Source organism: Planktothricoides raciborskii GIHE-MW2 (assembly GCF_040564635.1).
GTDB classification, from domain to species: domain Bacteria; phylum Cyanobacteriota; class Cyanobacteriia; order Cyanobacteriales; family Laspinemataceae; genus Planktothricoides; species Planktothricoides raciborskii.
The window spans coordinates 3076269-3101668 of record NZ_CP159837.1; the positions used below are offsets into that span (position 1 = coordinate 3076269).

Annotated in this window: 15 protein-coding genes; 4 read left to right on the forward strand and 11 right to left on the reverse strand. The window is 44.2% G+C overall.

What is annotated here, in order from left to right:
* The first annotated feature begins 50 nt into the window (after positions 1 to 50).
* Complete coding sequence (locus ABWT76_RS13025) at positions 51 to 1766, forward strand: NB-ARC domain-containing protein (RefSeq protein ID WP_354636231.1); 1716 nt, start codon at positions 51 to 53, stop codon at positions 1764 to 1766.
* A 177-nt stretch (positions 1767 to 1943) separates the two neighbouring features.
* Here the strand turns inward: ABWT76_RS13025 and ABWT76_RS13030 are convergent, their stop codons facing one another.
* The 5 genes from ABWT76_RS13030 to ABWT76_RS13050 form a co-directional block, all read right to left on the reverse strand.
* The gene (locus ABWT76_RS13030; RefSeq protein ID WP_054467429.1) at positions 1944 to 2144 is read right to left on the reverse strand and encodes a hypothetical protein; all 201 of its coding nucleotides are present in this window, start codon (positions 2142 to 2144) and stop codon (positions 1944 to 1946) included.
* 83 nt (positions 2145 to 2227) lie between these two features.
* Positions 2228 to 2515, reverse strand: coding sequence for a hypothetical protein (locus ABWT76_RS13035; RefSeq protein ID WP_354636232.1), 288 nt, complete (start codon positions 2513 to 2515; stop codon positions 2228 to 2230).
* 166 nt (positions 2516 to 2681) lie between these two features.
* A complete protein-coding gene (locus tag ABWT76_RS13040) occupies positions 2682 to 3092 on the reverse strand; it encodes a hypothetical protein (RefSeq protein WP_354636233.1) in 411 nt (136 codons plus the stop codon).
* 290 nt (positions 3093 to 3382) lie between these two features.
* Positions 3383 to 4270, reverse strand: coding sequence for an ABC transporter permease (locus ABWT76_RS13045; protein ID WP_354636234.1), 888 nt, complete (start codon positions 4268 to 4270; stop codon positions 3383 to 3385).
* 140 nt (positions 4271 to 4410) lie between these two features.
* A complete protein-coding gene (locus tag ABWT76_RS13050; RefSeq protein WP_354636235.1) occupies positions 4411 to 5430 on the reverse strand; it encodes an ABC transporter ATP-binding protein in 1020 nt (339 codons plus the stop codon).
* An 85-nt stretch (positions 5431 to 5515) separates the two neighbouring features.
* On the opposite strand from ABWT76_RS13050, the gene ABWT76_RS13055 reads away from it, so the two are divergent.
* Positions 5516 to 5722: a hypothetical protein gene (locus ABWT76_RS13055; RefSeq protein WP_354636236.1), complete on the forward strand. Its 207-nt coding sequence runs from the start codon at positions 5516 to 5518 to the stop codon at positions 5720 to 5722.
* Positions 5723 to 5932: 210 nt separating this feature from the next.
* Here the strand turns inward: ABWT76_RS13055 and ABWT76_RS13060 are convergent, their stop codons facing one another.
* From ABWT76_RS13060 to ABWT76_RS13070, 3 genes are all read right to left on the reverse strand, one after another.
* Positions 5933 to 6235, reverse strand: a complete 303-nt coding sequence (locus ABWT76_RS13060) for a hypothetical protein (RefSeq protein ID WP_354636237.1) — start codon at positions 6233 to 6235, stop codon at positions 5933 to 5935.
* Between the two features lie 1190 nt (positions 6236 to 7425).
* Positions 7426 to 10506, reverse strand: a complete 3081-nt coding sequence (locus ABWT76_RS13065; protein ID WP_354636238.1) for a cadherin-like domain-containing protein — start codon at positions 10504 to 10506, stop codon at positions 7426 to 7428.
* Positions 10507 to 11400: 894 nt separating this feature from the next.
* Positions 11401 to 12468 carry a DUF4419 domain-containing protein gene (locus tag ABWT76_RS13070; RefSeq protein ID WP_354636239.1) on the reverse strand — a complete coding sequence of 356 codons (1068 nt, stop codon included), beginning with the start codon at positions 12466 to 12468 and terminating at the stop codon, positions 11401 to 11403.
* A 284-nt stretch (positions 12469 to 12752) separates the two neighbouring features.
* Between ABWT76_RS13070 and ABWT76_RS13075 the strand changes: the two genes are divergently transcribed.
* Entirely contained in the window at positions 12753 to 13175 is a 423-nt protein-coding gene (locus ABWT76_RS13075) for a DUF433 domain-containing protein (protein ID WP_354636240.1), read from the forward strand.
* Here ABWT76_RS13075 and ABWT76_RS13080 read toward each other — a convergent pair.
* From ABWT76_RS13080 to ABWT76_RS13090, 3 genes are all read right to left on the reverse strand, one after another.
* A complete protein-coding gene (locus tag ABWT76_RS13080; protein ID WP_354636241.1) occupies positions 13091 to 14224 on the reverse strand; it encodes a histidine decarboxylase in 1134 nt (377 codons plus the stop codon). The two genes, ABWT76_RS13075 and ABWT76_RS13080, sit on opposite strands and share 85 nt — an antisense overlap.
* A gap of 433 nt (positions 14225 to 14657) precedes the next feature.
* Complete coding sequence (locus tag ABWT76_RS13085) at positions 14658 to 15329, reverse strand: hypothetical protein (RefSeq protein ID WP_354636242.1); 672 nt, start codon at positions 15327 to 15329, stop codon at positions 14658 to 14660.
* Positions 15330 to 16016: 687 nt separating this feature from the next.
* Positions 16017 to 23132, reverse strand: coding sequence for a Calx-beta domain-containing protein (locus ABWT76_RS13090; protein WP_354636243.1), 7116 nt, complete (start codon positions 23130 to 23132; stop codon positions 16017 to 16019).
* A gap of 951 nt (positions 23133 to 24083) precedes the next feature.
* On the opposite strand from ABWT76_RS13090, the gene ABWT76_RS13095 reads away from it, so the two are divergent.
* Positions 24084 to 25391: an AAA-like domain-containing protein gene (locus tag ABWT76_RS13095; RefSeq protein WP_354636244.1), complete on the forward strand. Its 1308-nt coding sequence runs from the start codon at positions 24084 to 24086 to the stop codon at positions 25389 to 25391.
* The last annotated feature ends 9 nt before the right edge of the window (positions 25392 to 25400 follow it).

Consider the following 25400-nt stretch of genomic DNA (forward strand, 5'->3'; position numbering starts at 1 on the left):
TTATTCTCTGTTAGAATAAATGCTAATTTAGTTGATGGTGGTGATTTCAGATGGCAGGTTTGCTTCGGGCGTCTGAAGAAGGTCTGAGAATCGTTAATTTAGCCAGACGTAATCCGGGCTGGAATAAAACATCTGAACTTTGGTGTCAGGCGGCGTTGACTTCACAAGCAACTCTAAAGCGGTTTTGGCGACGGCAGCCAATTCGCCGAGAAACATTTATCGATATTTGCAAGGCGGTGGGGATTGATAATTGGGAAGATATTGTCGATCGCGATATTGAATCAAGTAAATCCCTATTAGATAAGGCGATCGCAGATTTACCCGCACCAGGAGATCCCGATCGCACCTTTGACTTGCCAGACAACTTGCCTCCCGTGCGAAATTGGGTGGGTCGCCATCAAGAACTAGAAACATTAAAATCACTGATTCTCGATCGCCTCCAAGATAGCGGCATCGAAAAAATTCCTCTCACAGCGGTTTCTCTTGTGGGGTTAACGGGGATCGGCAAAACCACTTTAGCCAGTCAATTTGTTCGAGAACTGCAAAGGGAAAATACCCGGTTTGTAGCGATCGCCTGGGAATCGCTTAATTCCGTCATCAATGGGGCGACTCCCTTCGATCGCACCATCAATTCTTTGTTGCTAAAATTATCTAATCAAGAACCATCGGAGCGGCTGCCTCTGGAAGAAGATTATCTAAAAAAAACCGAAAAACTGATTCTTTTACTCAAGCAAAAACCCTGCTTGCTACTCTTTGACCAAGTAGAGACAATTCTCATCCCAGAGGTAGCGGAAAAAGCGGGATATTTTGGCGAAAATTATCGGGAATATGCTTGGTTATTCAAACAACTATTGGCAACGGAACATCAAAGCAAAGTGATTTTTATCAGCCGCGAAAGTTTGGCCGAGTTATCGCCCACTGTTAGCCGAGAAGTTGCCTTAAAGGGATTAGATGCAGAAGCCGCGATCGCCTTGTTACAGTCTTTTAATTTAACCGACTCAGCTTCGGAGCAATTAGAATTGGTAGAACGGTATCAAGGACACCCTAAAGCCTTAGAACTGGTTGCAGCTTTAATTCGCGATGATGATGAGTTTCGCGGAAATGTGGGCAAATTTTTACAAGATCGAGATTGGTTACTCACCGTAGAAATTGAAAGTTTCATCGAGCAACAAATGTCTCGGTTAAGTGACTTAGAGCGAATTTGTTTAACCCGCATTTCTGTTTATGAAGCCCCCGACTATCCCCTCTCTTGTGGGGCAATTCAGGCTCAAATGCCAGAAATTAATATGTATGAATTGAAAGAAAAAGTTATTCGGGCATTGAAACGCCGCCAATTGCTATATTATAACTCTAACCTCAACTCTTTCTATCTCCATCCGCTGTTCCAAGAAAAAGCGGCAATTCTCTTAAAGCAAAATCCAGAAAATTTCCGGTCAGCCCACCGGCAAGCTTATGGCTATTTTAGCAGAAAATTGAACTTTTCTGAAACCCCGTTAAATTTAAATTTTCTAGAAGAGCAAACCCTGGAATATCTCAAGACAATCTTGCGATCGCATTATCATGCCTCTGCCGCTGAAGATAGGGAAACTGCCCAACAGTTGATTGCCCAATTTGCTCATATTTTGCAATCTTGCCCGCTTCAATTTAAATCCACTATCCAAGATTACCTCGATCGCTCTAATTTTGTGGGTGATAATTTACCGTTTCCTATTTTAACTGAAGGAGAGGCGATCGAGGAAAACCAAGAAACCGGGTTTCTGAGATAACTTTTGCAACTTTACCCAAGATTTGAAAAAGAAACCCGGTTTCTATACCCCACGCAAGCAACCAAGAAACCGGGTTTCTGGGACAATTTGGTTGACAAAACCGAGAGATGAAAAAGAAACCCGGTTTCTGAACCCCCACGAGAAAAACCCAATGAAGTAACGTCGATTAAGTTTAGCTTAATTTTCTGGCTTAATCTTCAGTTCTTCTGGGCTGATCCAGACCACTTTTCCATCCCTCCATGTAGCCACAGGATTTCCGACCTGTTTATGTTCCCATACCGCTTTCTCAATGGCTTCTTTTATCGCTTGGTCAATTAAGATGCCTTGGGCAAAAGCTGTGTCTATTTCGTCTATTTTGCGATCGTTGATTTCAGTCATTATTTTCCCCCAATAATTTTCCATATTTCTGGGATATATATTATCTCATTTAATGTCATTCCGCCTGTCGCAATAATTCGAGGTTATGTGGGATCGGAATTGTCGTAAAAACGCCAAGTATCTGCTAGAGATTGATATAACTGAAAAAAGTTGCGGACTCCAGCATAGTAGCGACGACTTTTTAAGTCGCTGTCTGAAAGACGGGTAAACTCTTCAATTGTTAAATTTCTCTGAAATACTTTAGCTAAATGGTTAACTATTTCTATATAATCAAGTTCTTCTTGAAAAAATGGGCGATCGGCCATTAAAGTAGCCACCACTTGCTCAATTCTTTTAAGCATTGATTCTTGGATATGATCTGTTGATAACATAATGCTGACCTCCAACATCTTCAACTTCAACATAATGCTGATAGGTATTATACCAATTTTTTTGTCTGAAATGCAGAATTAGCCGTAAAAAAACCGGGTTTTTTTGGAAAAACCCGGTTGCTAATATTTGCCCAATTGATCGGAAAATTCAGAAAATTCTGAAGATTTAGTTATCTTCAACCTCAGTTTCCGTGAGATTGTTCCGATCCGAGGTTGCCTCTGGTTGATTCACAGGTTCAGAATTTATCGGCGCAACTTGGCGTTGCTGACGCAATAACTCCTGTTGTCGGGCGCGGAATTCAGCCGCTGCATCATTGAAATTTTGCGGCAGTTGTTGACGATAATCACTCATGCTGCGACGACCGCCTAAATTAGCCCGGTGGATCAGTTCAAAGGGATTGAAAGGCCGATCGTAATCCCCTTGGGTGGAATTAAAGTCATCGCGACTTTCTTCAATTTGAGGCTGGTTAACCTCCTGGGGCGTTTTTTCTTCTGCCCGGGTTGGCTGCACTAGGAACAAAGGTGACGCCGCGATCGCCGCAATTGTGGCCAAAACGAGGGAAGTATTTTTATTCATGGGCTTATTCATGGGCATTAACAGAACGCTGTCATTATTGACTATTTTAACCCATGAAAAGTTTACGGGCGGAATGCAGTTGCATTTGTTGTCGCATTTGTAGGTTGGGTTGACGCAAGGAAACCCAACATAACTAAGTCAAGAGGAAAGAGGAAAGAGGAAAGAGATGCATAGGAAGGAGTAAAATCCTCCTCTCTCCTCTCTTCTCTTTAAGCGAAAGTGCGTTTCAACCGTAGAAGATCCCCCCAACCCCCCTTAAAAAGGGGGGCTTTTTTGTCTATTTAGCTACCTTAAGCGAAAGTGCGTTTGAGTAGCGGCTGAATGCTGACTAGGGACAAGACCGCAAAACCCAGTAATACTAGCAGGGAAGCGCCAAAAGAAACATTTCCCCAAGGGGCTTCCATGACAATATTGCCCAAAGTCCAATCTTGATGCAGATAAAGATAGCGAATGGGTTCGATCGCATAACTTAATGGATTTAAGGTGGCAATGACCGCCAACCATTTGGGCATAAAATAAAGCGGCGCCAAAGCGGTACTGGCAAATAATAATGGCAGGTTGGTGACAAAAATTACGGCAATTAATTCAATGTGACCGGGTAAGGCAAAAGCTAAACCCAAACTTAAGCCAGTCACCCCTAAAACCAGCAGGAACATAATTAAGGCGATCGCGCCTAAACCCAGGGCATTGGGCAACCCAGCCCCCATAAATGCCCCAGCGCCAATAATCACTGCCGTTTGAATAAAACTCAGGGCAACAATATAAATGGCACAAGCAAAAACAATGGAAAACCGAGAAGCCAACGGCGCTACCAGTAACCGATTCAGAAAGCCAAATTCGCGATCGAACATCACCGGCAAACCGGCATTTAATGCCCCAGAAAAGCCGGTAAACACAATCACCCCTGCCCCTAAAAATTGGGCATAATTTTCGCTACCCCCAAATAATCCCTCTGGCACATTTTGAAATAGAGCACCGAACAAAATTAACCACATTAAAGGCTGAATAATGCCCGCGATCAGGGTTGAAGGTCTTCTTTGCAACTGAATAAACAATCTTTTGGTCAATGCCAAAGTTTCTTGGACTAATTCACCCACCAAATTTTCTTTGGGCATAGTTTGATTTACTGTTTTTTCTCTGGTGATTTCTGCTTCAGGAGAAGTAACCGTTCTAGTCATAGTTTTCTCGTGTTTTTTTTAGTGAGTATCTGTGCAAATTTCGTGATATGTCATTCCCGCAAATGCGGGAATCCATGTTAGGTCAAATTTCTAGGTCAAGTAGTTTTCCAGATTGCTAAATTAACGCAAATTAACGCAAATTAACGCATATTTTTTTTCCGTTCTGCTTTCGGGTCGCGAGTTGCGGCGGCGGCAATTTCGGCATCCATCAGGGTTTGACCCGTTGCCGCCAAATAGACATCATCTAAACTAGGACGAGATTGGGCAATGCCAAAAGTAGGCAACCCAGCATCCCGCAAAGTTTGCTGGATATGCAACAAAATATCGTTTTCTGGTTGCACTACCAAATTTAAAGAATTGCCTTGGGATTGATTCACGATCGCCTCTTTGACAAAAGACAAAGAAGCCAACAAAGATTTGGCTTTTTCTGCCTCTTCCAGAGGGGTAAACTCGCGAATTCGCAAAGTCACGCGATCGCCTCCCACTCGGTCTTTCAAGTCCGAAGGCGTCCCAGAAGAAATCACCACCCCCTTGTCAATAATGGCCACCCGGTCAGCCAGGGCATCCACTTCTTCTAAATAGTGGCTGGTAATCAACACCGTCGTCCCTTGGTCTTTCAACTGTCGCAAGAAATTCCACACCGCCATCCGACTTTCAATATCCAATCCCACCGTGGGTTCATCCAACACCAAAACATCGGGCTGATGCAGCAAACCAGCAGCCAAATCAAGGCGTTTGCGAATCCCCCCGGAATAAGTCCCCGTCCGTTGGGCAGCCCATTCGTCCAACCCCAACAGGGCGATCGCCTGGGAAATCCGTGTTTTCGCCAAATCAGCGGGCAGATGATATAAATCCGCTTGCAATTGCAGCAATTCCCGCCCAGTCAGCATCTTATCCAAAGCCACTTCTTGGGCTACATAACCCAGCCGTTGTCTTGCCCTCCTGGGGTTCGCCACCACATCAATCCCGGAAACCTCCACCCGACCGGCATCTGGAGTCGCCAGAGTGCATAAACACCGAATTGTCGTGGTTTTACCCGCCCCATTTGGACCGAGTAGACCAAAAATTTCCCCAGGCTGGATCGCAAAAGAGACATCTTTCAACGCTTCCGTTGACCCGTAGCGTTTTTGAAGTTTTTCGATGAAAACCGCAGGCACCATAAATTAATCTCAGTCACTCTTTTTTACAAATCTACACAATTTTGAGATTTATGTTAACCTTTGGCTTTCCCGTTTCAGGATTTCGATGGGCATTGCCCAGCAAAATTTTCGGCGATCGCAGTCAAAGCTGCTTTGGTGGGTAATCCTCACTCGGTTTAAAATCCCCAGTTTATTGATAGAAGCGATTAATAATCTGGAAAATTTAGGTCTGTTAAAAATTTATTGCGGGCAGTGGCGATGTTGCATCCGCAACGCTTCGCGATCGCATCTATTACCCAATTTGAGTCAGTGAACCAGGGGATATCCCATGAATTAAAAACTTGGGCTGCCATAAATTCATGCGATCGCCAATATTCCGCCGGAGCAAAGCATATTTAATTTCATCAATAAACTACTTTTAAAAATAAATTAAACGTTAAATTAATTTAATCAACAAATTGCTCTTTAATTAAATTTATGATTAGTTTATGTTTAGATTTGCTTAGGCTAATTTGGGATAGCCCTAGCCAACCAAAATTAAGAACATCACCCCAGACCAAGATGAAAAAAATAAAACCAAAAATGGTAGAGAAACCACTGAGGCGATCCAAAGATTGGTATCAATTAAGTATTTAGTGTTGAAAACGGATCCCATCCAAAAAAACAGATGAAAAATTGTCACAGCTATTATTGCTGCATCTTCATTAGCATGATGTGAATATCCACTCTCATAATCGGCAATTTCCGGGCCAGCTATCCTCATCCCTAAAATTAGTGAGAGAATGAAACAAATCGCACAAATTCCAAATGGCATCAGAATTGCCATGATTAAACCAAAAACTTTCTGCCCACGATTTAACCGATTTTTATTCATATTTTAATTCTCTGTTCCTGGTTGTTATTTATGTTCTCCCTTGGAATTAAATGGTTGGGTGATTGAAAAATCTCTGTTCTGTCTGAAGGCGATCGCGCATTTATGCTCATAGTCCTCTTGGGGACTGGGTTTCGGATACTGACAGTGACAATCGAGGTATGCTCATTTTTAAACCGCCATTCTCTTATCATGTCAAGCCTATAGTTGTAAAGTTTTGGAGCAAAAATTTGTTCCCCCGCTACGGCAAATCCCAAAATGATCGCATTGAATAAACATAGGATAAATAGTATCAATAATGCGAATACATTGTCAATTAATTTACTTATTTTTTGATAAACTATAATCATGTTTATTCATGGTTATAGTTTAAATAATATTGGCAATTATCAAACTAGCGAGCGCTAATTTCGGTGAATTTATAGCTTCGCTAAAATTACGGGATTCGTTTAGATATAAATACCGATTACGCTTTGATTCCACCGATTTAAGCCTGTGAGGTTTTGGAAATTTATTGATTGGGGTTTTAGTCAAACTCTGGCCACCCTGAACTGATCCCTAACAAAAGAGTGATTAAAACCGAAAAACTCAGTCCCAGGGTGAACAAGACATTTCGCCACACGCCAATATCGATGTTCCAGGCTTTAAAATAAATATCAATGAATGGACCTAGATTATAAAAGATATTGACAAATAGGCCATACCTGATGACACCGAAGACATAAGTGTAGATATCCCAGGCACTAGAAATTTTGTCATAGGTAGTCAGTAAGCCGACTGCTAAAAGAGCCAGATTGAACCAAAACCGCCACTTTTCCCATCTGATAATAATGCTTTGCACGATTTCACCTCTTGGAATTCAGTAATTAATATAAGTAAATGGTTGTCAACTCAAAGTTGAGGTTGACTGGAGCGATCGCATAGCTGATTAGATTTATGGTTAGTTCCGGGTTAGAGTCCTGCCTGCTGATTTGGGATGGCTATATAGCGGTTTTTTTCATCACAGCAACCGGGATAGCTGATGAATAGGGAAATGGGAAATAGGCGATCGCGCACTTATCATTTACCCTCATAGTCTTCTTGGGGAATTGTTTCTGGTAGCGACAGATTTAAACCCATCACTACCAGACAATGCAAAGAAACAATTAAACAATGTTAATCTCGAAACTGGTGGTATCGCTGCTCAACCCGGTTTCATCGGCCACTGTCACCGAGAAACGGTCTGTGCGTACCCCCATTGGATCGCTCATGTAAACGCCTTCACTCGTCGTCAAGTAAAGGGTTTCACCGACCAGTCCCACATAAGAAAGATCGGACATACTCGGTGACATTCCGAGGGTCGTGCTACCAACAACACCGGATAAATCTGCATCCGTCAGCTTCTCAACGGTACTGCCGTTATAGCGATAGATTTCCTGACCGCTGCCATCGTTGCCGACCCAAAATAGATCGTCAAAAGCGTCGCTCACATAATTACCCGACTCATCAAAAATCCCGGAGTTAAACAGCCACTCATTCTCCGTGCTTTCGGAACTGAGTAAGGTAGTCTCGGTGCCATCGTAGCGATAGATTTGCCCATCACCAATAAAGAACAAGTCGCCGTTTGGACCTTGCTGTACCATTAACCCGATAATCGAATCGAAATTCCCAGAAGTAATCTGAGTTGCCGTAGTGCCGTTATAGGTGAACAGTTCCCGACCACTGCCATCATTTCCCGTCCAGTATTTGTTGGAGCTAGAGTTTTCCAGAAACGCTAAAAGATTGTCACTGCTAGTGGTGCTTAATTGGGTCGTCGTGGTGCCATTGTAGAGATAAATTTCCCCATCCCCTTCAAATAAAAGGCTGGAACTCATCGAATCGGACATCAACCGTGAACTTAGGTTGGTGAAATCTCCGTTGGTCAGTTTTTCCACCTGATTGCCGTCATAGCGGAACAACTCTTTGCCGGTGCCATCCCCACCAATCCAGTAAGGTACTAAAGTGTTATTTTGATAGACCGGAACAATCTGATTATCGCCAGTGGTGGTTAACTGAGTCAGTCCCTCCATGTCTGGATTCTGGATCGCTGCTGTATCATAAACATAGATATCGCCCAGGAATCCACTGTCAGCACTTGCTGCCGCGTTCCCTTGCCAAATTAACAGGGGATTTATATTCAAGGAATCAAGCACGTAGAGGCGATTGGCATTAGCGAAATTTTCCGATGTCAGTTGGATTGCAGGCTGGAATTCCCCTTGAGTCGCAAACAAATTGAACCCCGCACCCTCATTCGCGAGTAGATACATCGGACTCGAATTGCTACCATCAAACCCCATTGAAGCCGTAACGCTGGCGATCGCGGAAAAATTGTTACTCGTTAGTTGATTGGCAAACCCCGACCCCGGGGACAGCATGAACAGTTCTACCCCCGCACCGTCATTGCCGGAATAAATCAGCGACATATTGCCGGAACTATAGGATTGGTAAAGAGGAAAAGAGTTATCACTGCTGTTAGTGGAAAGGTTCCGAAGACTGCCATCATCGTTCTGTTCGTAATACTCTCCATTGCTGTACATCATATTGGTGGCAGAGCGATAAAACTGGAACGGTTCGCCTAAGTTATCATCCGTAAGCTGGTAGGTATCCGTGCCATCATTGCTAAACAATTCATAACCGCTTCCAGTGTCGCCAATCCAGAATTTTTGAGGCAAGAGCGTTAAACGGAAATTATTCGTGGTGCCGTTATCAATTTGAGTCAGCGGCATGGCAGAGAAAGACTCGGATTGCACGTATTCCAAAATACCGGCGTTAATATCAGCTTGGGTGAAAGTATCACCATCACTCAGAGTTTGCCCATTTAGCTGCAAGTTTCCTTTACTGGGCATTCCCTCGACAGTGTAGATAATTTCGCTGGCATCGGTAGTTTGGTCATCAGTGAAATTTAATTGCCCTTGGGTAATGGTGGCAGTTTCTCCTTGGGCTAGTTCTAACCAGCGAGTCGCGTTGGAGTCCACAGTGGGCGCAGTGTTGGTGACACTGCCAACGGGATCTTCGCCGGTATCATCCCCAGTATCCCCGGAAGTCGTGTCCCCGGTATCATCCCCAGTATCCCCAGAAGTCGTGTTCCCGGTATCACCCCCAGTATCCCCAGAAGTCGTGTTCCCGGTATCACCCCCAGTATCCCCAGAAGTCGTGTTCCCGGTATCACCCCCAGTATTGGTATCACCGGAAGAGATATTACTGTCGGAAGATGCATTGCCCCCGAAAGATAGATTCGGAAGGAATGCACTCTCCTGTTCAATGCTGCTGGTATCGCTTTCCGCGTTATTAGAATCAGTTTTATTAGAATCAGTGTTATCGGAGTCAGAAAAACTCTCTCCAGCATTGTCACCAGTATTGTCACCAGTATTGTCACCAGTATCGAAGTTATCGAAGTCAGAGACATTGGTCGCCGAGGTCTGTTCTCCTTCTAAGCCAACGATTTCATCCTCGCCCTCCTCGGTTTCGCCTATTTCTTCAGACGTAGGGAAATAAATACGACCTTCATTAATCCCAAAAGTAAATAAATGCTCGAAGGCTTCGGCGGGGGTTAAATCAGCCAGGTCAGCATAAATTGAGCGGTAGTAATTTAGGTCAACGTGAGGAGAAAAATTTCGGCCTTCATTAATCCCAAAAGTAAATAAATGCTCGAAGGCTTCGGCGGGGGTTAAATCAGCCAGGTCAGCATAAATTGAGCGGTAGTAATTTAGGTCAACGTGAGGAGAAAAATTTCGGCCTTCATTAATCCCAAACGTAAATAAATGCTCGAAGGCTTCGGCGGGGGTTAAATCAGCCAGGTCAGCATAAATTGAGCGGTAGTAATTTAGGTCAACGTGAGGAGAAAAATTTCGGCCTTCATTAATCCCAAACGTAAATAAATGCTCGAAGGCTTCGGCGGGGGTTAAATCAGCCAGGTCAGCATAAATTGAGCGGTAGTAATTTAGGTCAACGTGAGGAGAGAAATTTCGACCTTCGTCTATGCCAAAGTTAATCAGATGATCTAATAGACTGGTGGAATCTAACTCTTGCAGATCCGCATTGACAGACCGATAGTGTTCTAAATCGATTAGCGGTGAAAATTGGCGGTTTTCAGCGATGCCTAATGTTTGCCAGTGTTGCAATGCTTCCTCGTCGTTAAAACTGGCTATATCTGAGTACAAAGAGCGATAGTAGTTGGCATTAAATGCTTTTTCAATGTTAACGATCATGATTTTTGTCCTCTGAGTTAAACAGCATGAATTATGGACAGAAAACTTAAGGATTTTTTCTGATTTTGATTAGGTTGTAGGGTGCGGCAAGTGCGGCAAGTGCGGCAAAAGTGGATTATCTCTATATATGATTGGTGGGCATTCCCTGCCCTACGTTAATCATGGCTGAATCAGTAACTTAACTTATTGTCTCTTTCAAATTATCATTATGCTTTGGCTCAGATGGGTGATATGGATCACAATTTATGTATAACTTATGTATAACTTTATGTATATTTTTTGTCTGATTTATGTATAAGTTTGTCACAATTTTTCATCAATAATTTATAATTATTTTATGCTGACTTTGAATCCCTGTTAAATCCGGGCAAATTGTTAAGATTTTATTAAAAAAACGATATTTTTCGGCAATTTATTCGGTAAATTCCCTGAGATTAGATGGGCAAAAACCCCTAGGTGTATCACCCCTCATTAGATGAAATAAACCCCAGAAAATTAGATTTGTTATAGTAAAAAAGTGGCAATTCCCGGTAAATGCAACTAATCGTGACAAAATATTATAAATAGTTAAGTTTCTGAGAGCAATGCGTGGCAGAGAATTTTTGTTGGCGCACTTGGTTTTATGTTAGATTTATGGTTAAAGTTATGCCTGCGGAAAAAGCGATTCTCTCCCCAGAGCTTGGCGATCGCCATGTATCTATATAGATATGTTTTTTCACCACAGAAACCGGGCTATCTAGTGAATGAAAAAATGGAAAATAAGAGGCGATTATCTCGTCCTTCGCAAACGGAACGCGCTGCTCATAATCCAGGCAGATATAAAGCCATAAGTAGCCTCGATCCATTCAATCTCTCGGCAATTCATGTCGCAGGTATTGAACCGAGCAAATCGGTTCAACATTTTCGTAAAAAATTTAACATTTCCTCATTGTAATGGCGAAAAATTTCGGCATTAGAAAGGGCGGGTTTTTCCCGCACTGCCCAGCCAATTTTTGGTCGCAATGCCAGGGTTTTTTTATCTTGAGTATAGGAAGTAAAACCGGCAATAAATTCCATGTCATACTCTTCCGATAAATACTGCCATTTAAAGGGCGCAGAAGATAAACCGCTAGGGAATCGAGGATGAGTCAAACTGTCAAATTTAGCATTTTGTTCTATGCTGCCATTACTCTTTTGAATATAAGGAAACCACTGGATAATCCAACCGCTAATAAAGGGACCGCCGCTCATTTTGGAGATTTTATAGAAATTACTCCATAAGGTTGACTCATTTACTTCTTTTGCGGTGTTGACAATGCGATCGAGGATGGGTGATAAGTGGTCAGTCCACCATTGCAAATCGTAAGTTTCCCCTACGGCAAGAATCCGCGATCGCAACAACTGCCAATCTGACAATTCTCCCTCTAAAGTGATTTCGGGAATCCCGCACCAAGTTGTACAAAGAAACTCAAAATAACTTTGCATGGCATCCATTAACACCACTTCGTTAGCGGCTTGCTCTATTTTGCCCGTTGTGCTAAAATTGGTGACAATATTCCCATGATTTTCTGCCCCAATTTTTGATTTGATTTGCTGGGAAAAATCGGCAAAGACTTCTTCCCAAGGATTTTCCAACGCTCCTTTGACAAAATTATCCCGCCGCACCTTGATTTGTTCTTTGCCTGCTTTTTTGTCCGTAAAATAATGACGCATTTTTTCTGAATTAAGATTGATATGGTAGGCTAACCCTTGAGTAAACAGCAGCCAAAACATATCGGGAGACAGAATTAAGGGATAATGACGGGAATAGGCGTCATGGACAGCATTGACAAAAGGATGATACGAGCAGGAAACGACCTCTCCGGTATATTCAGAACAAGATTCTACCGGGGTTTTTAATCGATATTCGATCGCCCTTTTGGGATTCGTCATTCTTTCGGGAGAAGTCGCCTTTTCCACTGAATCCACTGAGAATGTAATCATAGATACTCCGTTTTTATTTATGGTTACGCTGAAGGAAATGAAGTCGCGATCGCTTTTATCTAAAAATTTGGGAGATTGGGATATTTGGGCGATCGGGGTTGGTAGGCGATCGATGTTGGTGGGCGATCGCGCAATTTAAGGATAAAGATTCGGATGTTGGCTGAATAAACCGACTATTTGAGCGATTTGTGCTATTGCGATCGCTCAAATACATTGTCGAAAATAAGAGCATCCGCTAGGATTAGAAGGTACATTAACAGTCAATCCAGACTTGGGCTAAAAAGATGGCATCCTACTCCGTTAACTTGCCGCTTCAACTCCAGGAAGAAGTAGAAAAATGTGCCCTGGATCAAGGCATTCCCCCAGACCAATTTATTCTCTGGGCAGTGGCCGAAAAAGTGGCCGTTCTCCAGCATCAATTCCACGATCGCAGCTTTCCCCAAATCACATATCGCACTGGTGCCAGCGGTAGCCCTGTCGCCGTAATTCGGGGAACCCGAATTAGAGTCCAGACGATTGCGATCGCCGCGCACCAATGGGGAATGTCTTCCAAGCAGCTTGCGGAGGAATATGGGTTAACTGAAGCTCAAATTAACGACGCACTCTTGTTTTATACCGCACATCAAACCGAAATTGACAGAGCGATCGCCACCGAACAGGAGATGGAAGCAGCCATGTCAGCAACTATGCGGTCTAGCAACTCATAACTATGATTTTGCATCACCACCACATGAGCTAAATTGCCTGCTGTCGCAAGCTGCCACTTAGCCACAATTGCAGCGGGTGGTTTGTCAAAAACAACTGTGGTAGAATAAGGATTTAGCAAGCAAAACAACCCCGCTTCTTTTAACTGTTCGTACAAATAGACAGCTTTGTTAACGCACCAGTGGGCTTCACTCTCAAATAAATGCTGCCGCTGCATAATTGCGTACCACAAAAATAGCGGTGCATGGCCGTTGCGAGACCCAGATAAAGTAGTATCTTTGGAGCCGATATATTCAATGTTAGTCGCCAATTTATCCACCAGTTTTTTGCGAGTCAGCACAACACCGCAGGGAAAGGGGCAGCCGATGAATTTATGACCGGAAATTGCTAGGCTGTGAATTGGCAAGTTAAAATTGATTCGACCAGGAGCGAGATATGGCAGCAGCATTCCCCCCAGCGCTCCATCACAATGAATATAAAAATTTTGAATGTTTTTAGCCTTTAGCACTGCTAAAACTTTCCCTAGGTCATCCACCGCACCTTTGACTGTGGTGCCGATATTAAGGTTGATAATTGCTGGGCGATTTGGGTCTAGTTGAATTTCTAGGTCATTGTAATCCATTTCGCCATGAGATTGGGATTTAACAACCGCGTGAGGGATTTGGAAAAACCGCGCTGCTTTGGCAACAGAATAGTGAGAATCTTCAGAAGCATACAAAATCCCCTCTGGATAAGTTTCTCTTCCCAGCAATAAACCATAGAAGTTTCCTTCTGTGCCGCCGTTGGTAACGTATCCCCACCAGTCTTCCGCTTGATAAAGTTGGGCAAAAAATGCCAACGCTTCTTGCTCAAACTCCCGGCTATCTATTTGGTAATTAGACCGAATAAATGGATCGCCCAAGTTGTTTATAGAAAAATCCAAAAACTGCATGATTTTGCTGTAATCATAGGTTAGATTGTATGGATATCCAGCGTGAAGTGATATTTTTTCAATCAAATCTTGTTTGTAGTGATCGAGCCGACTGGTGATGGTGTTTTCTGCAACTATCATTTTTTTACTCCAAATTGTTGTAAGCTCTAGCGATCGATGAAGAGGGTGTTTATAATTGGTGGGCAACCCCCACCCTAAGTTAATCAGGCTTCAATAAGTAAATTAACTTATTTCCTATTTCAATTTATCATTATGCTTTGGCTGCTGTGGGTGATATAGATCACAACTTTTGTCTGATTTATGTTTGATTTATGTATAACTTTGTCGATTACTTTTAAATTAACTCATAATTATTTTATTCTGGCTTTTAAGCACAATTATCCACTGATTATCCCGATCGCGACTAGGGTGTAGTTAGGTGGTGATTAATCCCCACCCTAGGTCGCTCGTGGCTGAATCAGTAAATTAACTTATTGCCTATGCCAAATTATCATTATGCTTTGGCTGATGTGGGCGCGATCGCGATCGCCATATATCACGACTATTATAAACCCTATCGGTGTTTGTTGTTTAAGGAAAAACTTCCTCGATCGCAGTCTATTTGAATTTCTTTGTAAGCCAATAAAATCTTTAAATTGTTGAAAGCTTCTCTTGACATAAAATCTGTATCAATGATATACTTATAATTAATAGTCTCAATCAATAAATGGCTACAATTGAAATTATGAGAGCTATTGGGAAGAAATATTCCTCTACAATATGTGACTTTTTTAATAGCTTCGTAAGGAATATAGATGTTTTTTTGATTTTTAGAAAACAAGGTTTTAGGTATTTCTATCATTAAAGCAGATATTTTAATATATTTAGGATATTTTTTGATGTAGACAATCAAAAATATATATTTTATTATTTGATATAAAACATATAAAGGAGTTACCAAACTTAATAGAAAATTAAAAATTATACCCAAAGTTCCAAATAATCCCCCCATAAAATTTAATATTATTACCGGGAGATAAAACATAAACAAGCTCAATTTTAAAATTTCTATATATTCATTAGTTAAGGCGATAAATAAAAATAAATTCGCCAATAAAAATCCAAACAAGCAGATTAAAAATGGGGATGTTAAAGGGGCAAATTTATAGATATAATAATAACCAGTATCTTTGAATAAACTATTGTAATTGAGATGATTTTCTAAAGGTAAATATTTGATTTTCATCACTTTGACCTCTAACCAACAAATAATTTGAGAGTTTTTTTGCTTTAGCAAAATGTATAAGTATGAAAAATCATATCGTCACCCGATCGCTCCCTTGGATTGGTTCTGTAAATTATCCAAGTGAAGCGCGATTCGCGAGAGTAGATCCCTTGGGGTAATCGCCCGTTTCTCTCCCCTCAACCCTCCTTTTTAAGCAGGGCTTTATGCGATCGCTCTTTATTCTCATAGTCTCCTGGAGAATTGTTTCTGGTAGTCACTTTAATCCGTGGCTATTGTTTGGGGAAATAAAGGGAGCGATCGCATAGCACAATTTACAGCACAATTTAAGGATAAAGATTCTGATTTGGGCTGAATAAACCGACTATTTGAGCTATTTGTAACAGGCGATCGACTGCGGTGAGAAAGATGAAATGTGTCTTGACGAGAAATCACCCCACCCGTAGGGACTTGGGCCAGCCGTGTCCTCCGGTTCCCCCCTTTTTAAGGCTAATCTTGTAGGGGTTTTGAAACCACGAAAAATCGTTATTTCATGTAGGGGCGCAATGCTTGCGCCCCTATGGTCCGGTTTCCTTTCGCTAGAGTCGGGTTTCTTTTCGCTAGAGTCGGGTTTCCCAAGCTAGGGGGCGCAAGCATTGCGCCCCTACAAAACCCCTACAAGATTAGCTTTTTAAGGGGGGCTAGGGGGGATTACACAAAACTAAACGCACCACTATCCAGACTCAGGTTCGCCACTCCCTGAACCACCGCAATCAACTCATCTTGACCATTAGTTGTGCGGAAAATCTGAGCATCGGTTTGGACGATATCCTGTTCGCCTTGCAGACCGCTATAGTGACCAATGACCTTGGACAGTTCCGCAATCCGATAGTCTGTAGAACGACCATGCAGTTGCAGCATATCGGCATTCAGGTCAAAATCGGTAATCAGGGCATAGTCATCACCACCCGCTGCAATACAGTAGGCAGTGGTCGCATCACCCAAGACAAAGGTATCGGCCCCTTCTCCCCCGGTGAGGGTATCGATTTCCGGCTCAGAATTGGGGGCATCGGGATTAACGCCGATTAAAATATCGTTGCCAGCGTCCCCGGAGAGGAGGTCGCTACCGCCACCCCCTTGTAAGGTGTCGTTATTTTCCTCACCAGAGAGAGTGTCGTTGCCCAAGTCTCCCCAGAGAAAGTCTTTACCAGCCCCACCAGAGAGGCTATCTTGGTCTTTACCACCGTAGAGGCTATCGTCTCCGTCGCCACCGAGGAGGGTATCATCCCCTTCATTGCCGTTAAGCAAATCGTTGCCCAAGTCGCCACAGAGGGAATCGTTGCCCGTGCCACCCAGGAGGTTATCGTTATCTTTGCCGCCATGTAAGGTGTCGTCTCCGTCACCACCGTTGAGGATATCATCCCCTTCGTTGCCGTTGAGGAAGTCGTTGCCGAGGTCGCCACAGAGGGAGTCGTTGCCAGTGCCACCGAGGAGGAAATCGTTCCCTTGGCCGCCATGTAAGGTATCCTTGTCGTCACCGCCATAGAGGGTGTCATTCCCTTGGTTGCCGTTGAGGAAATCATCCCCTAAGTCGCCGCAGAGGATATCGTTCTGGCTATGACCCATCAGGGTATCGTTGTCTTTACCGCCGTGAATGGTATCGTTGCCATTACCTCCTTCTACCGTGTCGTCGCCCAGGTTGCCATTCAGGAAGTTGTTGCCACCGACGCCATAAATTTGGTCATTGCTATCCAAACCGAGGATAGTATCCGAGGCATTGCTGCCGTGGAGTTCGTCAATTTCTGGGGTGCCCATGACGGGTTTGCCAGGGATGATGATTTGACGGCGGATGATGTCCAGTTGTCCGTTGCTGTCGGTGGCATGGATGAGCAGTTCAAAGGCTCCTGTGGCGGTGTCTGGAACATCCCAGGAGAATTCGCCGGTTTCGGGATTGAGGGTTGCCCCTTCTGGTCCTGAGACTAGGGTGAGAGTATCGCCCGAGTCAAAGGGGATGAGGGTATTGTAGGTAGTGCCTTCGGTGGCGATGAGGTTCCAACCGTCGGCGGTGGGTTCTGGTTCGCCAATGGAGGCAATGGCAGGTTCGCTAAACGGACTGCTGCGATATTCGCTATCGACGGCTTGGACAACGAACCGATAGGTTTTACCGGGAGTGAGGTCGGTGAGAGTGAGTTCGGTTTCGTTGCTGTTGGTGGGAGTGCTTTCGCTGTAGGCTTCAGCGGTGGGGTCATCGGTGTAGCTGATGCGGTAGTAGTCCGCGTTTTCTACTTCAGACCAGGTGAGTTTGACTTCGTTGCCGCCAGTCCAGGTGGCATTGAGGGTTTCTACAGTGTCCGGGGCACCGGCTTCCACGATGCGGACGCGACCGGGGGCATAAGCGAATTGCGGGACGCTTTCGCCGTCGTCTATCATGGCGTAGATATAATAGTCGCCGGTGGAAATTTCCGAGGTATCCCAAGTATAGCTGCCGGGGCCGTCGGTTTCCCCGAGGTTGTCGGTGATGAGTAAGCCGTTGAAGCCTTCGCGATCGTCATCGTAGAATAGGCTGATTTTGGCGTCGGAGTCTTTGTCAAAGGCGCTGTAGTCAATGGTGACATTGGGGCCGGTGACATCTTGGGCCGGGGAGGTGAGTTGGATTTCCGGGGCATGGGTGCCACCGAGAGCCGTGAGTTCGAGGTTGCCAAGATTAGATGTTTCGGGAAGTTGAACAGTCCAGTTGCCCGCTTCAGGTTTGGCAATAGCAATGGCTTTCTTTGTGCTGTGAGTCAGTTCTTCAACTACAGCAATATTTTCTAAGTTGGCAAAATCGGCTTCAGTATAGATTGTGCCATCAGGCGCTTGAATTTGAACAGGGACATTGTTGGCTTCGTTTTCCCATTCGGCAAATAGGAGAATATAAGGAGTGTCCGGGGCAATGGCGAAAGTGGCTTCGGAATTAACGTCAGAACGTTCGATGTTCGTTTCTTGTTGATTTAGCTCAATGGTGATGCCGTCGTCTTCCGCTTGCAGTCGCGCTAATTGCTCAGGAGATAATGTTTCACCACGTACTAGGGCAGAGAAAATTTCCCCTTCGTCCCCGGGGGTGTCTTCTGCATTCAGGCGATCGTCCAAGGCATGACCGATTTCTTCCAGCAACACTTTAGTAATAGCAGGAATATTTTCAGCGTGATGACTGAGAAATTCGGCGGACAAATAAATAGTATCAGTAGCCGTGGCAAAAGCACCGGCAGCACCATTCATTTCCGTGGCAGAGATGATTTCTATAGAAGGTAAGTTGCCTAATTCACCCCCCTGCCAGATTTGACGGAAGTTTTCGGTTGTCGTCTCGTCTAACTCTGCTCCAAATGCTAACTGCATTTGCCGGGTGAAGTCATCGGATTTCGCAAAGTTTTGCAGTTGATTTTGGGCATTTTGCAATGAATCTTCGATGAGTTGCGTCAGGGTTGCCTCAGCCAAAGTCGGACCTTCGACTATCCAGGTGGTGTCGTTGAAAGACCCTTGGGCTGAAAATTGATTGGGGAATGCCGTTTGACGAGCGTCCGTGATTGGCTGGATTTGGTTTACACCGATTAACTGAACTCGGTCTTTTTTTCCTTGAGGAAGCTGGTTTAACCAAACTCGCGCACCGACTTCTGACTCCTTCAGTCCCAAATTCTTCAATACATCTACAGTGACCCAGAAAGCAAAATAATCATTGTCAGATTGATAATCATTTTTGCTGTATTGGATCAGCATATTCAGCGAACCTACTTCCTTTCCGCCCAGTAAAGGAACTTCTTTGGGAAGAGTTCCCTTTGCTTGATGGTATAGATTAAACGCAGTTGTATTTAGGTTGACAGAAAAGCCTCCTTTATTTTCCAACGTTCCACCGAAAGATTGCTGGCTAAAGTTGGCTTGGAAATATCCACCTTGCCAATTATTTGTAGGATCGCCCCATTTTAATGTAGCATCGCCTTCAGCAGTTACTAATCCTTCTAGGACTTCAACAATGCCGTTGACTTTCACTTTGTCTTTGTTGATTTCACCAATAACGTCTAGAGAAGCTAAGGACGTTGCATCATCGGCAGGCTTAGAACCACCTTTATCTGTCAGTTCCAATTTCTTAAGTCCTGGCAGTTTCGGGTTGTTTCTCTGCTCTTTGTTAAGGCTGACTTTTTTGGTGCTTAATTCTGTTGATTTTGCATTTGATTCTGATTTTATCCACTTGGTCAACCAGCCAGGAAGGGTGACATTAATTTGTGGCCCTGCTGTCAGACCAAAAAATCCACCTAAAGTTATCGGTAACTGTTGCTCTTGAGCCGCTGCTGAGAAATTAGTTAGGCTTGCCCCAATACTTTGGAAAAATGCCCCACTATTACCAATGGGCTTATTTAAGTTTTTCAGCCCTACCAGAACCGCGTTAGGTTGCCAGTCTAAGAAATCAACCCCAGCTTCCACATTAAAGGAAGGCATCTTCAGTTCACCTTTCAGGCTCATAGTTTCTGCTGGGGTATCAATTGAAAGGCTTGCCGATTCTAATCCCCAGCCGGAGCTACCAAACTGGACTGCACCAATGGAAGCATCTGCTTTGAGTTCAGTTTTGAATTTGCCGGTAAAAGTTTTTGGTGCGCCTTGCCAATTATTTCCATGTACTGTCTCATATTCTTGATACTTAGGAATAATTTTTAGATAGTTATCCCCGCTCAATTTGATGGTGGCATCAAATACTTTAGGAAGCTTTATGTCTCCTGTTAATTTCAGTTCATCTCCTGATGCTTCTGCTGTTATATCTGTGAGATTGACTCCCAACTTCTTCAACAAAGGAAATTCTTCAGTTTGGCTTATAGTACCTTTGGTAATTTTGCCCTGAGCATCGCGTTCTACAGAAATTATTTTGCCAAACTGCAAGGAATTTGCCGAGTCCCAGAATGATTGTTCCAGAAGAATGGGGACTTGACCACCAGAAGTTTGAGCAATTTGTTGAGCCAGTGAACCTTGGGCAAAAGTGTTGGCCGGTTGAGTAAAAGATTGAGCATTAGGACGACTTTGTTCGATTTGAACAAGTTGGGAATTAGGACCACTTTGTTCGATTTTGATGGCCTGAGAGTCTTGAGGAGAAGCGAAGGGAATGCCTAGCTCAACTCCAAAGACTTCCTCTGGGATAATGATACCGCCATCAACGGCGAGATTGGAGTCCGCAGTTGAGCCGCCGTTGGGGTTGACGAAGGAGAGTTTGTCGTAGTAAATTTCACAGCCAGCAATGTCTAGGGCCGGTTCTCCAAAGGCAAACTCTTGCTTGATTTCCGAGGTTTCGGTTTTTCCGGGGTCAATATCGAAGGTGCCATAGAATAGGAGTTCGTTTTTGCCGTCAATGTTGGCTTTGATTTGTCCGTGAGCCTGGATATTCCCGTTGTGTCCTACGATATCGCCATCGATTAAGGTAAATAGGGGTTTGAAAGTTTCCCCTTGGGTGGGTTTTAGCCCGATTTGCACGTTGGCACCCAAACCACTAAAGCCTGTGGATTTGATGGCAAATTCATCATCCCCCACCATTTTCAGCATCAAAGGGCCATAGGTGATGGTGTGGTTGGGGTTGCTGAAGTCCAAGGGGTCAGGATTCTTAGGTTTTGGTTGTTGCCCATTATTTCCCAGAGTCAGACTTGGCAAAACAGGTGCAATGGTGGAACTCACCGGCTGTGTGGGAATAACCGGCTGCTGTGGGGTACTTGAGGCAGTATCGTCGTTTGTCAGAGTAGCGATGCCTTCGCCATCAGCAATAATGGCACCAACCGCATTACTGAGATTGACTTTGAAGGTTTCGTCAGGTTCTACGGTGGTGTCCGGGTTGACCCAGACGGAAATTCCTTTTTCTGTGGTCCCTGGGTTAAAAGTCAGAGTGCCGCTGTTGGCTTGATAGTCTTCCCCTGCCGTGGCAGTTCCGTCCGCCGTGGCATAGTTGACGGTGACGGTTTCGGTGCTGGGTTGGGGTAAGGTGACTTGGAAAACGAATCCGTTGGGGTTGCCACTATTCCCTTCTGGGAGTTGGACATCGGTAATGGATAGACCGTTGGCGTCATCATTGGTAATGGTGCCAATGGCTTCGGAGTCGGCAAGGGTGGCGCCGGTGGGGTTGCTGAGAGTGACTTTGAAGGTTTCGTCAGGTTCTACTTCCGTGTCGCCAATGATGGGAACGGTGATGGTTTTTTCGGTTTCTCCGGGGTTAAAGGTGAGAGTGCCAGTGGTGGCGGTGTAGTCAACTCCGGCAGTGGCGGTATCATCCGCAGTGGTGTAGCTGACGGTAACGGTTTCGGTGGCAGCTTCGGATAGGGTGACGGTGAAGGTGGCGTTGGTGGTGCCGTTGTTGCCTTCTGGGAGTTGGCGATCGTTAATGGATAGGGTTGCACCTGTGAGTAAGTCACCCAGATTGTAATCAATTAAAGAGGGTAATAGGTTACTAACGGATTCTGGAACAGACCCGCTCAGGCTGTTGCTGTCTAGGAAGAGATATTGCAAAGAACTCAAATTGCCCAGTTCCGGGGGAATTGACCCGCTTAGGTTGTTGATGAACAGGTAGAGCTCTGTCAAAGAACTCAAATTGCCCAGTTCCGGGGGAATTGACCCGCTTAGGTTGTTGTTGCCCAGGTCGAGCTTTTGCAAAGAACTCAAATTGCCCAGTTCCGGGGGAATTGACCCGCTTAGGTTGTTTTCGGACAGGTAGAGCCGTTCCAAAGAACTCAAATTGCCCAGTTCCGGGGGAATTGACCCGCTCAGGGTGCTGTCGTACAGCCAGAGCTCTTGCAAAGAACTCAAATTGCCTAGTTCCGGGGGAATTGACCCGCTCAGGTTGTTGCCGCCCAGGGAGAGATATTTCAAAGAACTCAAATTGCCCAGTTCCGGGGGAATTGACCCGCTTAGGTTGTTTTCGAACAGCCCAAGCTCTTGCAAAGAACTCAAATTGCCCAGTTCCGGGGAAATAGACCCGCTTAGGTTGTTGTTGTACAGGGAGAGATATTTCAAAGAACTCAAATTGCCCAGTTCCGGGGGAATAGACCCGCTTAGGTTGTTGTTGTACAGGTAGAGCTCTTGCAAAGAACTCAAATTGCCCAGTTCCGGGGGAATTGTCCCGCTCAGGTTGTTGTCGGACAGGACGAGCGATGTCACCCGACCCGTCGTAGTACTGACATATACTCCCCACCAACCATCAACCACCGAAGCATCGGGGGAAGGGTTGCTAAAATCCCAGCCCGTCTTGTTAGTCCAATTCGCCCCATCGGTGCTATTGTAAAGTGCTTGTAATGCCGCATAGTCACCAGGGTTAATCGGCACAGCTTGCTGGATTTGCAGATTTTGCCCATCCAAACTCACCATTGCCGTATCATCTTCTCCCCGCAACTGCCCTAACTGACCCTCGGAAAGCACCGCACCACTTGCCAACGCCGAAAATATCGCCCCTTCATCCCCTGGGGTGTCGTATTCATTCAACTGCCAGTCCACCGCATGACCGATTTCTTCCAGAAGAACGCGGGTGACGGGCTCCAGGTTGGTAGCATTTTGGCTGAGGAATTCTGCACTTATATATATAGTGTTCGTCGCCCCAGCATAAGCGCCACTGGCTCCATTGATATCAGCAGCAGGACGAATTTCAATGGGCGGAATAATGCTAAAATCCGCCGTTTGCCAAGCCTGACCGAAGGTAATCCCCTGGTTGGTCTCCCAAGCGTCCCCAAAAGCCACCTGCATTTTGCTCAGGAATTCCGGGTCTGTAGCGAATAGACTCAGGCGTTGTTTGGCGATTTCTAGGGCTTGTTCTAGGGTTTGTTGAGTATTCATGGTAGTTGTCCTGATTGTGATTAGGGTGCAGGGTGTGGGGCAAGCGTGGCAAGCATCCGGCAGGCAGGCATCCGGCAGGGACTTAAGTCTCCGACTAATAGCTCAAGTCCTCTAAAGAGGACTCCCGTAAATTTAAAATTTTTCCAGATAGTCCTTTTTAAAGGCAGATCGCTATTAGACAGGGACTTAAGTCCCTGTCGGGGGGCAGTCCCCACCCTACGTTAATCATGGCTGAATAAGTAAATTAGACAAGAGTGCAAAATACCAGTTTAGATCCCCCCAACCCCCCTTAAAAAGGGGGGCTTTTCAGAATTTTCCCAGTGGTCTATTAACTTATTGCCTATTCCAAACTATCATTATGCTTTTGAAAATGTAAGTGATCGCGATCGCAATTAGTGTCTGATTTATGTATAATTTTTGTCTGATTTATGTATAAGTTTGTAACAATTATTCATCAAGAATTTATAATTATTTTATGCTTATTTTAAATCCCGGTTAAACCTGAACAAATTGTTAAAATTTTCTAAAAAAACTGATAATTCTTGACAATTTATTCGATAAATTCCCTGAGATTAGATGGACAAGACCCCCTAGGTGTCTCACCCCTCAATAGCAGAAATAAATCCCCGAAAATTAGCTTTTTTTCTGGTAAAAAGGCGGCAATTTTCGGTAAGTGTAACTGATTGTTAAAACCTATTACAAATAGTTAAGTTTCTGAGATTAATGGAGGAGCGGGGGAGCAGAGGAGCGGGGGAGCAGGGTAAGTATTGGTTATTGGTTATTAGTTATTTGTTATAATACGGTTAATCAAACAACAAATAACCAACAACAAATAACCAACAACCAATAACCAAGAGCCAATAACCAATAACAATCAAAAATTGCTCCACGGATCACAGTGTAATTTTACAGATATTGATACAATGTAGGCTTCATAAACTTTGAATTGCTATGTCAGAAAACAGCATAAATTTTACCGAAGCATCGCAAATTGCGGATCAGGTAGTTTTTGAGCAAACCGGCAAACATCTCACGGACTTAGAAATCACAATTTTTCGGGGGGCATGGCAGAATCAAACCTATGAGGAAATGGCCGTGAATACTGACTATACAGCCAGTTATTTACATCGCATTGTCGGCCAAAAACTCTGGGAAAGACTCTCCGCAGCCTTGGGAGAAAAAGTTAGTAAAAAAAATTTTAAAACCGCCTTAGAAAGAAAGTTACGCCAAAACAAACAAGCGGCAAACGATGCCGCGAAAATAGATTCGGCTGAAGAAACTTATGTGGAACGTCCCCCCCTAGAATCTCGCTGTTATGAAACATTACTCCAACCGGGTTCTCTAATTAGAATTAAAGCCCCAGCGGGCATGGGCAAAACTTTACTCAGTTTAAGAATGTTGGAAGGAGTCGCTACCCAAAATTACCGCACGGTTTATTTAAATTTAAATCTGGCGGCAGAAACAGAATTTAGTAATTTAGATAAATTTCTGCAATGGTTTTGCGTGATTGTGGGTAAAAAAATGCGGGTGCAAAATCAGTTAGCGGATTATTGGGACGATCGCTATTCTAGTAGTACGGTGAATTGTACGGAATACTTTGAACAATATTTATTACCCTGCGAGGACAGTCCCTTAGTCTTGTGTTTAGATGAAGTAGAACGGATTTTTCCTTATCATCAAGTAGCGGAAGGTTTTTTAGGATTGTTGCGAGCTTGGCATGAAGATGCTAAGATTAATGAAACCTGGAAACAATTAAGATTGATGGTGGTTCACGCCACTGAAGTTTATATTCCCCTAAATATTAATCAGTCTCCCTTTAATGTGGGGGTGCCGGTGGAATTACCAGAGTTTAAACCTCAACAAATCCGCGATTTAGCCCGTTGCTATGGGTTGGAATGGAACCTGAATCAAGTGAATCAATTAATGAAAATGGTCGGAGGTCATCCGCACCTAGTACAACAAGCCCTTTCTCAGTTGCGAGTTTATCAGCAACTTACCCTAGATCAATTGTTAGCGGATGCCCCAACGGAGGCGGGAATTTATAGCCATCATCTGCGGGAAAATTTGTTAAGCTTACAAAAACATCCCGATTTACTAGAAGCGTTGAAACAAGTGGTTTTTGCGGCAAAACCTGTCCGCTTAGATTCCACGATCGCCTATAAGTTACAAAGTATGGGTTTAGTACAAATGCAGGGCAATGATTGCACCCCGCGCTGTGATTTGTATGGTCAATATTTTCGCGATCGCCTAGGCAATTAACCACAAGTA